The 10,041-nt window shown below is 44.1% G+C and carries 8 protein-coding genes; 6 read left to right on the top strand and 2 right to left on the bottom strand.

All coding sequences use genetic code 11. The annotated features are described in order from the left end of the window. Positions 1-260 precede the first annotated feature (260 nt). The 4 genes from BKE30_RS15430 (at position 261) to BKE30_RS15445 (ending at position 4,075) form a co-directional block, all read left to right on the top strand. The gene (locus BKE30_RS15430) at positions 261-644 is read left to right on the top strand and encodes a hypothetical protein (protein WP_076879442.1); all 384 of its coding nucleotides are present in this window, start codon (positions 261-263) and stop codon (positions 642-644) included. Between the two features lie 118 nt (positions 645-762). Continuing rightward, positions 763-2,034 (top strand): serine--tRNA ligase, encoded by a 1,272-nt coding sequence (serS, locus tag BKE30_RS15435; protein ID WP_076879443.1) that lies wholly within the window; start codon positions 763-765, stop codon positions 2,032-2,034. 47 nt (positions 2,035-2,081) lie between these two features. Beyond that, complete coding sequence (cysG, locus tag BKE30_RS15440; protein ID WP_076879444.1) at positions 2,082-3,455, top strand: siroheme synthase CysG; 1,374 nt, start codon at positions 2,082-2,084, stop codon at positions 3,453-3,455. Positions 3,456-3,853: 398 nt separating this feature from the next. Beyond that, positions 3,854-4,075, top strand: coding sequence for a DUF378 domain-containing protein (locus BKE30_RS15445; RefSeq protein ID WP_076879445.1), 222 nt, complete (start codon positions 3,854-3,856; stop codon positions 4,073-4,075). Positions 4,076-4,272: 197 nt separating this feature from the next. Here BKE30_RS15445 and BKE30_RS15450 read toward each other — a convergent pair whose 3' ends face one another. Beyond that, complete coding sequence (locus BKE30_RS15450) at positions 4,273-5,574, bottom strand: hemolysin family protein (RefSeq protein ID WP_076879446.1); 1,302 nt, start codon at positions 5,572-5,574, stop codon at positions 4,273-4,275. 220 nt (positions 5,575-5,794) lie between these two features. Here BKE30_RS15450 and BKE30_RS15455 point away from each other — a divergent pair, with 220 nt between their 5' ends. After that, complete coding sequence (locus BKE30_RS15455) at positions 5,795-6,805, top strand: AI-2E family transporter (RefSeq protein WP_076879447.1); 1,011 nt, start codon at positions 5,795-5,797, stop codon at positions 6,803-6,805. Between the two features lie 81 nt (positions 6,806-6,886). On the opposite strand, the gene BKE30_RS15460 is transcribed toward BKE30_RS15455, so the two are convergent. Continuing rightward, positions 6,887-7,873 (bottom strand): LysR family transcriptional regulator, encoded by a 987-nt coding sequence (locus BKE30_RS15460; protein WP_076879448.1) that lies wholly within the window; start codon positions 7,871-7,873, stop codon positions 6,887-6,889. 142 nt (positions 7,874-8,015) lie between these two features. Here BKE30_RS15460 and BKE30_RS15465 point away from each other — a divergent pair, with 142 nt between their 5' ends. Further along, on the top strand, positions 8,016-9,617 hold the full coding sequence (locus tag BKE30_RS15465; protein ID WP_076879449.1) for an isocitrate lyase: 1,602 nt from the start codon (positions 8,016-8,018) through the stop codon (positions 9,615-9,617). The last annotated feature ends 424 nt before the right edge of the window (positions 9,618-10,041 follow it).

Here is a 10,041-nt window from a genome sequence, read left to right on the forward strand (position 1 = left end):
CCAATAAATTAATCTCTGTTGCACTTCATTTGAGAATCTAAGTATAAAAAAAGCCTGCTTTAAACAGCAGGCTTTTTTATAGGCAACGCGGATATTGAAACAACTGGTTCTATAAATTTTAAAATATATTCAATAGACTTCTTTCATAAGTTGTACCAACTCGCCTTCGACAGGCTCAGGCAGCGTTGGTTGAGCTTGTCAAAACCAGACTTTCGCAAAAGATCTAATATCCTAGACAATTAAAACAGGGAGATTCATCAATGAAAAATAGTATGGATTATCACTTTTATATTAATTATACAATTCAGCAGGAAGGCTTACAGGAGGCCGCAATTAAAGAAATCTGTCGCATTCATGACTTATCAATAGCAGAGTTCCTCAATGAATTTTCAAGGACTGTGGCTTTAGATTATTATTTAAAAAAACGTGATTATGAGGATTGCGACATTGCTATGAATGGTATTTTTGCATGCTTAATAGACTTTAGCCTATCCCATGATATGTTAGAACCTGCTTATTCAATTTTTCTTGCATTTGATGATGGTGAGTATCGTCGCTCCAAAGATGCTGTTTCAGTTGATCCTGGTGAAAAATATACATGGCCGCAAATTATAAATATTTTAAAAGAATACCAAGTGATATAGCAATAAAAGCAGAATATTTCACCTTTCATGACTCGCTATTAAAGCTAGGCAATAGACTATATTTTCAATTGTCTAGCCTTTACACTATCGGCAATCTTTTTGTTGTTATCCATGAATCATGATTGATCCGAAATTATTAAGAAACAATATTGATGTCGTTAATGCTGCGCTAGCCAAACGCGGCGTTCAACTGGATGTTGCCGAGTGGAATGCGCTGGAAAGTCACCGCAAAAATATCCAGCAAAAAACTGAAAACCTGCAAGCTGAACGCAATCAGGGTGCCAAGCAAGTTGGCCAGATTAAAAAATCAGGTGGTGACGCTTCTGAATTAATGGCACGTATGCAGGCAGTGGGGGAGGAAATGAAAGCTGCCGAGGCTGAACTGGCCAGCTTGCAGCAGGACATTGAACAAAAAGCCTTAAATATTCCGAATCTGCCGCATGAGTCTGTACCGGAAGGCAAGGATGAAAGCGATAACGTCGAAGTGCTGCGTTGGGGTACAACACGGCAGTTTGATTTTGAGATCAAGGATCATACCGATATTGGCGAGATGATGGGTGGGCTTGAATTTGAAACTGCTACCAAGCTCACCGGTTCCCGCTTTAGTGTATTAAAAGGCCCGCTGGCACGTCTGCAAAGGGCAGTGACCCAGTTTATGCTGGACTTACACACCACTGAGCATGGCTATACTGAAGCATATGTGCCTTTTCTGGTCAATAGCGACAGCTTGCGTGGAACAGGGCAGTTGCCCAAATTTGAAGAAGACCTGTTTAAACTGCAAGGTGAAAAAGAATTTTATCTAATTCCTACGGCTGAAGTGCCTGTCACCAATTTTGTGCGTGATGAAATCATAGATGCAGACCGTTTGCCCTTAAAGTATGCAGCACATACCCCATGTTTTCGGAGTGAGGCTGGTTCCTATGGCCGTGATACCCGTGGCCTGATTCGTCAGCATCAGTTTGAAAAGGTCGAAATGGTGCAGATTGTCAAGCCAGAGCACTCTTTTGATGCACTGGAAGAACTGACTGCTCATGCAGAGCGCGTTTTACAACTGCTTGAGCTGCCTTACCGGAAAATTTTGCTGTGTGGTGGCGACATGGGCTTTGGGGCAACCAAAACTTATGATTTAGAAGTGTGGATTCCTAGCCAGCATACCTATCGTGAAATCTCCAGTTGCTCTAATATGGGTGATTTTCAGGCACGTCGCATGAGTGCACGCTATCGTAGTGGTGAGAAAAAGACAGAGTTGGTACATACTTTGAATGGTTCTGGTCTTGCGGTAGGACGTACGCTGCTCGCCATTATGGAAAACTATCAGCAGGCCGATGGCAGTATTACAGTGCCTAAAGTTTTGCAACCTTATATGGGTGGCTTACAACGTATTGACTAACCGCTTATCAATTGACCTTTTAGTGCCAACCCGATAGTGAGTGCGTCATGGATTTATTGCCAATTACCTTAAAACTTTCCCGGCAGCGCTGTTTAATTGTGGGAGGTGGCAATATTGCATGGCGCAAGGCACAACTGCTGGCTGATGCCGATGCCTGCATTGATGTGCTGGCGCCAGTCATTGAACCACAGTTACAGGCACTGGTTGAGAAAACCCAAGGGCAATATCTATCTGCTGCTTATTCAGAAAATCCTGCGCTTAACCAATACCGTCTGGTGATTGCGGCAACCAATGATGCACGGGTTAATGCACAGATTTTTACCGACTGCGAAGCCAGAAATATTCTGGTGAATTCAGTCGATGATCCACCACATTGCCGCTTTATGATGCCGGCCATTATTGATCGCTCACCCTTGCTGATTTCCATTGCCACGGGTGGTGCATCGCCGGTATTGGCGCGTCAGCTGCGTACCCAAATAGAGGGGATTTTGCCTGCACGTCTGGGTGAACTGGTGGCTTTTTCAGGGCAGTGGCGTCCGGCAGTTAAACAGAAAATTGCCAATCCTGACCAGCGCCGTGTGTTTTGGGAAAAACTGTATACCAGTCCGGTTGCCGAGCAGGTACTGGCTGGAAATATAAAGCAGGCCAGCGCTGCCATGCCTGAATTTATTGAAAGCTGGCAAAATCCGCAAGGTGAAGTGTATCTCATTGGTGCCGGGCCGGGTGATCCGGATTTGCTAACCTTCAAAGCCCTGCGCCTGATGCAGCAAGCTGACGTTATTGTGTATGACCGTCTGGTGTCCGAACCCATCCTGAACCTGTGTCGTCGTGATGCAGACCGGATTTATGTGGGCAAGGCACGCTCTAACCATGCAGTGCCGCAGGAAGGCATCAATGCGTTGCTGGTGCGTCTGGCGCAGGAAGGTAAGCGTGTCTGCCGTCTTAAAGGCGGTGATCCTTTCATCTTTGGTCGGGGCGGCGAAGAAATTGAAGAGCTGTTTGCTGCCAAGGTCAAGTTTCAGGTGGTGCCGGGCATTACTGCGGCATCGGGCTGTTCCGCTTATGCTGGTATTCCACTCACCCACCGTGATTATGCCCAAAGTGTCCGTTTCCTGACGGGCCATCTAAAGGAAGGCTCACCTGAGTTACCGTGGCGTGAACTGGTTTATGAAAACCAGACACTGGTATTGTATATGGGGCTGGTTGGGCTGGAAAAAATCTGCCAGCAGCTGATTGCGCATGGCCAGCGTCCCGATATGCCGGTGGCTTTGGTTTCCAAAGGTACAACTCCTGAGCAAACCGTAGTGGTGGGTACACTGGCTGACATTTCATCCAAGGTAGAGGGCAGTGAAATTGCTGCACCTACCTTAACCATTATTGGTGAAGTGGTAAAATTAAGGGATAAATTACAATGGATGTAATATAGAGATGCTTTAACTTTAATTATGGATGAATGACTAGGCTAGGTATTTTACTTAGCCTATCTTTTCCTAGGTATGAACTTTCATTATTCAAATAAATATTTCCTCTTACGCGATAAGAGCCTTTTTAATTTTTATCTATTGATTATGAAAATCAAGCAAAAGCTATAGCTATTAATCAAGTTGTAACCATGAATAGCAGGGTTGAATGCGTAAGCATAAAATAGTATTTAGATTAACGATTTAGAGTCATACTTAAAAGAACAGTAATATAATTAAAGTTTTATAGCTGAAATGCCACACAAACTTCACACAATAAACTTCGTATTATCATCAACTCAACATAAGTCAGTTTTAGTTATCAGCATACTCAATGCTCAACTGAACAGGAGAAATCCATGAGACTTAATACGATTGACTGGATAGCATACGTTTTAACAATTGTTGGCGGCTTAAACTGGGGTCTGGTTGGCGCATTTGATTTTAATCTGGTAGCGGCAATTTTTGGTGAACAAAGTGCGCTGTCACGAATCATTTATGTGCTGGTGGGTATTTCTGCAATTTATCTGATTTACACTGCAACCAAGCTTCGCACCACCCATACGGATGTCGTGCGATAGGGCTAGGTTACAAGATTATATCAGGCTAATGAGATCAATTTATAACAAGCTATTTTCATTGGCTTGGCTTATAACATGAAGCTGGTGAGTAAGTTGTTTGTTTAAAAACTGATTCCTGTGTTAGGCAGGAATCAGTTGTTATTACCAATATTTTTTAAAAATCAAAAAATTAATTTATATTTATTTAAACTGAATATTTAAGACATCGGTTCAACCACTTGGGTTACCAGCAACTGGTCAATCTTGTAATGGTCAATATCAACCACTTCAAACTTGTAGCCGTCATATTCAACAAAATCGGTGCGCTTGGGAATCTTGCGCAGCATAAACATGATAAAACCCGCAGCAGTTTCGTAGTTGCCTTCTTCTGGCAACATATCCAGATCCAAGGCACGTTTTAAGTCTTCAATCGGGGTGCCACCATCAATCAGCCAGGAATGATCATCGCGCTTCACCACTTGCTGTTCTTCCTGCATCGGGCTAACCCAGTCGCCCATTACCGTGCTCATCACATCACTTAAGGTAATAATGCCAACCACCAGTGCATATTCATTAATTACTACGGCCAGCTTTTCCTTGGTGGAGCGGAACCGATCTAGCAGCTCCGATAAGGTCAGGGTGTCTGGAATGGTCAATATACTACGAATGGTAGTTTCATTGAGTTGTAGCAGCGACTGGTTATTTAACATGCGGATTAAAATATCCTTGGTGTCGATGTAGCCGATGACATGATCAATATCGTCATTGCAGACCAGAAACTTGGAGTGTGGGTATTCAGCAATTTTCTTGCGAATACTGTCTTCATTTTCCTTAATGGAAAAAAATACCACATTTTCACGGGTGGTCATTGAGGAAGGAACGGTACGTGATTCCAGCTCAAAGACGTTTTCAATAAAATGATGTTCCTGTTGTTGCAATACCCCGGCCTGTGCCCCTGCATCGACAATCGCAGAAATATCATCAAAGGTCAGGTTATCGTCACGGGTGGTATTCACCTTAAAAAGCCGGAACAGGATATTGGCCAGCATATTGATAAAAAATGCCAGCGGCTTACAAATGCGGATAAATACATTAATCGGGTTAATGACTGCCAGTGCTACCCGTTCTGGCGCAATCATGGCTAAGCGCTTGGGAATAAGGTCTGCAAATAGCACAAAAATAGAAGTTACAAACACAAAGGACAACGTAAAGCCAATGGTCTGGGTAAAAGGGCCGCGATAAACAAAGCCAACCATGTCTACAAGATAAGGGCGAAAAGCTGATTCACCCAGTATCCCACCCAAAATAGCAACCGCATTAAGGCCAATTTGAGTGGCTGCAAAAAAATTACCTGGCTGTTCCTGTAGCGCCAGAACCTTAAGCGCCTTGATATCGCCACTTTCAGCCATGAGCTTGAGCTTGATTTTTCGGGCAGCCGCAAAAGCAATCTCGGAGATTGATAAAAATGCTGATGCCAGCACCAGCACGGCAATAACGGTAAAGTTTTGCAATAAGCTCACGAATACACCCGGTTATTATAGCGAACGGTTATTAAAACCTGCGTAACTCTTTGATTCCACTTACCGTATCATACCCCAAACGCCGGGGGGCTTGTATATTCCAATATTTGTAGTGTTTTGTGCGTAAAAACCCCAGTTTTTTATCGGCAAATACGCTACATTCTGTGCCTATCCAATAAGAAAAATTCTTTTGAAAAACTCCTTGAGGGCTAAACACGCAATGCCACTGTTAAACCAAAAGCAGGCCTTGATTGCCAGTTATATTATTGTTGCCTCCGGGCTGTTACTGCTGATCCCACTGCATTTGTTGCCCTGTTTTATTGCCGGGTTTCTGGTTCATGAAATGGTCAATGCACTAACTCCTTATTTTGAAAAATTCATTCACGGGCGCCGGGCACGGCTGGCCGTCGTGGCGATGCTCAGTGTTATTGTGGTGGCTTTTCTGATTGGCAGTGTAGGTAGCCTGATTGGTTTTATTATTCAGGATGTACGTGGGGCTTCAGCACTTAGCCATCGGATTACGCTGGTACTACAAGACTTGCAAACCCAGCTTGCAGTATATTTGCCGGGGTATCTACCCAACAGTGTGGAAGAGCTAAAAAACCAGATCATGCAATGGGTACAACGCAATATTGGCTTGTTGCAATATACGGGTAAATACGTGTTGCATGGCTTTATTACCATGCTGATTGGTATGGTGCTAGGGGCAATTGTGTCCCTGCATCAGGTCATGCCTCGCGATGAGCCACCTGTATTCAAGACTGAACTGATCAACCGGATTACCACCTTATCCAATGCATTCCGCAATATTGTGTTTGCCCAGCTTAAAATTTCAACCATTAATACCATTTTATCCGGCCTGTTTATTCTGGTGTTGTTACCCATTTTTGGCCTTCACCTGCCATTTGCCAAGACACTGGTGATTTTAACTTTTCTATTGGGATTGTTGCCAGTGGTAGGAAATCTGGTTTCCAATACGCTGGTGTTTATTGCGGGCCTTACTGTGTCGCTATCGGTTGCCGTAATTACCCTGATTTATCTGATCCTGATTCACAAGTTTGAATACTTCTTAAATGCCAAAATTGTAGGGGCCAAAATCAGGGCCAATTCATGGGAAGTGCTCATTGCTATGCTGGTATTTCAGGGCGCTTTTGGGGTTGCAGGGCTAGTAGCAGCACCCATCTATTATGCTTATCTCAAAAGTGAGCTTGAACAGGCCAAACTGATCTAATATTTTTTAGGATATAAATAAAAATGGACATATTAAAAGGGCAGGATAAACCTGCCCACAGTTCAGAATACCCAAAGAATCTCAAGGTTCAGCGCGTGGATGTAGCGCTAACAGCTCACGTTGTTCTTCATCAATAATCTGGCGTGCCACAAACATAATCAGCTGACGCAACCAGCGATGCGCCGGATGGTGGTGCAACAGTGGACACCAAGCCATTTTCAGCTCAAATTCCGGTATATAGAACGGTGGCTCCTTAATAACCAGATTCAGGTTTTCAGCTTGTAAGGTCGCAATGCGGGTGGGTAAGGTCGCAATCAAGTCCACATTGGAGGCCAGCAGAGCAGGCATCTGATAGTGACGGGTAAACACACTAATCTTGCGCTTTTGGCCAATCCGTTCCAGTGCCTGATCAATCCAGCCCAGGCCACCGGACTTTTCCGGGTTAACACCAAAACCAACTCCCATGCCGGTTTTGGACACCCAGATATGTTGCGCTTCCAGATAGCTTTTCAGGCTTAAATGATCCACCGCCGGATGGCTGGCACTCAGCAGGCAGCTAAAACTGTCGCGCCATACCAGCACCTGATGGAAGCTTTGTGGAATTTCATTAAAACGGTTAATCGCCAGATCCACCTTGCCCTGTTCCATGTCACGATAGGACACATCACTGGGAGTCAAAAAGTCCAGTACCACATTGGGTGCTTCACTACGCATGGCTTTCACCAGCTTGGGCACGAGTGTGGCTTCGGCATAATCCGAAGTCATAATCCGGAATACCCGCGAGCTGCTAAAAGGCCTAAACTCGGTACGCGGCTCCAGAATCATCGACAAATCAGACAGTGCATCACGAATACGCGGCTGTAATTCCAGCGCACGTTCAGTGGGTGTCATCCCTTCAGAGGAGCGAATCAGTAGGGGATCATTAAACAGGGTACGCAAGCGCCTTAAAATGTTACTCATGGCTGGCTGAGTAACCCCTAATTGTTCGGCGGCACGCGTCACATTTTTTTCCCTAAGTAAAACATCGAGATAGATTAATAAATTTAAATCGACGCGCTCAAGATTCATAAAATAAATACCGAAGATTAAAATGATAAATTAGCTAAATTATGGCATAAAAAGTAGACTCAGCACATCAGTAAAACCCTCTATTTATCTATTTTTTAGAATGAGGGCTTTATCACTTCCAACATCAAGACAGGACAATGTCATGACTCAATACCAAACAGCGGTTGATGCAATCCGCGAATTAAAGGCAAAGTTCGGCAGCACATGGCGTGACATTAGCCCTGAAGATGCTGCGCGTATGCAAATGCAAAACCGTTTCAAAACTGGTTTAGACATTGCCAAGTATACTGCTGACATCATGCGTAAAGACATGGCTGCGTATGATGCTGATTCTAGCAAATACACCCAGTCTCTGGGTTGCTGGCATGGTTTCATTGCACAGCAAAAAATGATTGCCAACAAAAAATACTTCGGTACAACTGACCGTCGCTATATCTACCTGTCTGGCTGGATGGTTGCTGCACTGCGTTCAGAGTTTGGTCCATTACCTGACCAGTCCATGCACGAAAAAACCTCTGTACCTGCACTGATCGAAGAAATCTATACTTTCTTGCGTCAGGCTGATGCCAAAGAAATGAACGACCTGTTCCGTGCGCTGAACAAAGCAAACGAAGCTGGTGACACTGCTAAAGCAGCTGAAATCACTGCACAGATCGACGGTTTCCAGACTCACGTTGTGCCCATCATTGCGGACATCGATGCTGGTTTCGGTAACGAAGAAGCCACTTACCTGCTGGCCAAGAAAATGATCGAAGCAGGTGCTTGTGCCCTGCAAATCGAAAACCAGGTTTCTGATGCTAAACAGTGTGGCCACCAGGCTGGTAAAGTAACTGTTCCGCATGAAGACTTCATTGCCAAAATCCATGCACTGCGTTATGCATTCCTGGAAATGGGCGTAGAAGACGGCATCATTGTTGCACGTACTGACTCTGAAGGCGCTGACCTGACCCAGAAAATCCCGGTTGTTAAAGAGCCAGGTGACATTGCTTCCCAGTACATCAGCTACCTGGAAACAACTGAAATTGATATTTCTGAAGCTCAGGAAGATGAAATCCTGATCAAGCGTAATGGCAAGTTACAGCGTCCTAAGCGTTTAGCTTCTGGCCTGTATCAGTTCCGTGCTGACACACAAATCGACCGTGTAGTACTGGACTGCGTATCTAGCCTGCAAAACGGTGCTGACCTGCTGTGGATCGAAACTGCAACACCAAACGTTGCTGAAATCGCTCACATGGTTAACCGTGTACGTGAAACAGTTCCTAATGCCAAGCTGGTTTATAACAACAGCCCATCATTCAACTGGACACTGAACTTCCGTCAACAGGCTTATGATCGTTGGGTTTCTGAAGGTAAGGACGTATCTGCGTACGACCGCGCTAAATTAATGAGCGCTGAATACGACAATACTGAATTGGCTGCTGATGCTGATGACAAGATCCGCACTTTCCAGGCTGATGCTGCGCGTGAAGCTGGTGTATTCCATCACCTGATCACCCTGCCGACTTACCACACTGCTGCATTGTCTACCCATGAACTTGCTCAAGGTTACTTCGGTAGCGAAGGCATGTTGGCTTATGTGGCTGGCGTACAGCGTAAAGAAATCCGTGGTGGTATCGCATGTGTTAAGCACCAGGCAATGGCTGGTTCTGACATTGGCGACGATCACAAAGAAATCTTTGCTGGCGACAATGCACTGAAAGCTGGTGATGACAGCAAAAACACCATGAACCAGTTCGGTCACTAATACACCGAATCAATTCAGAAAAAGCCCTGCTCGTTAGAGTAGGGCTTTTTCAATTTATAGGTCTAAATAACTATTTAATTAAGCGAATTGCTAAAAAGAACATCACTTCAATTTTACGGTTTCGAATAACATCATTCTTTTATTAAGCCTAAATACCTATAAGCAGAACTATAAAAAGATAAATCCTGAAAGTTGTATTAAAAATAAGCATATGTCACATTTTTATGATTTAAAGTCGAATTGGGCTTGCAAAAATATAACAATCAGTTATTATAGTCTTCCTCGGGACGATAAGCCTATTTTTAAAAACTGAAATTAAAAAGTTTGAAAAAATAAGTTGACAGTCCTGAAAAATAGCGTAAAATACGCGCTCTGATTTAAACAACACTGACGAGGTGTTGTGACTCTTGAGAGATTGGGAGTT

The organism is Alkanindiges hydrocarboniclasticus, assembly GCF_001982605.1.
GTDB lineage: Bacteria > Pseudomonadota > Gammaproteobacteria > Pseudomonadales > Moraxellaceae > Alkanindiges > Alkanindiges hydrocarboniclasticus.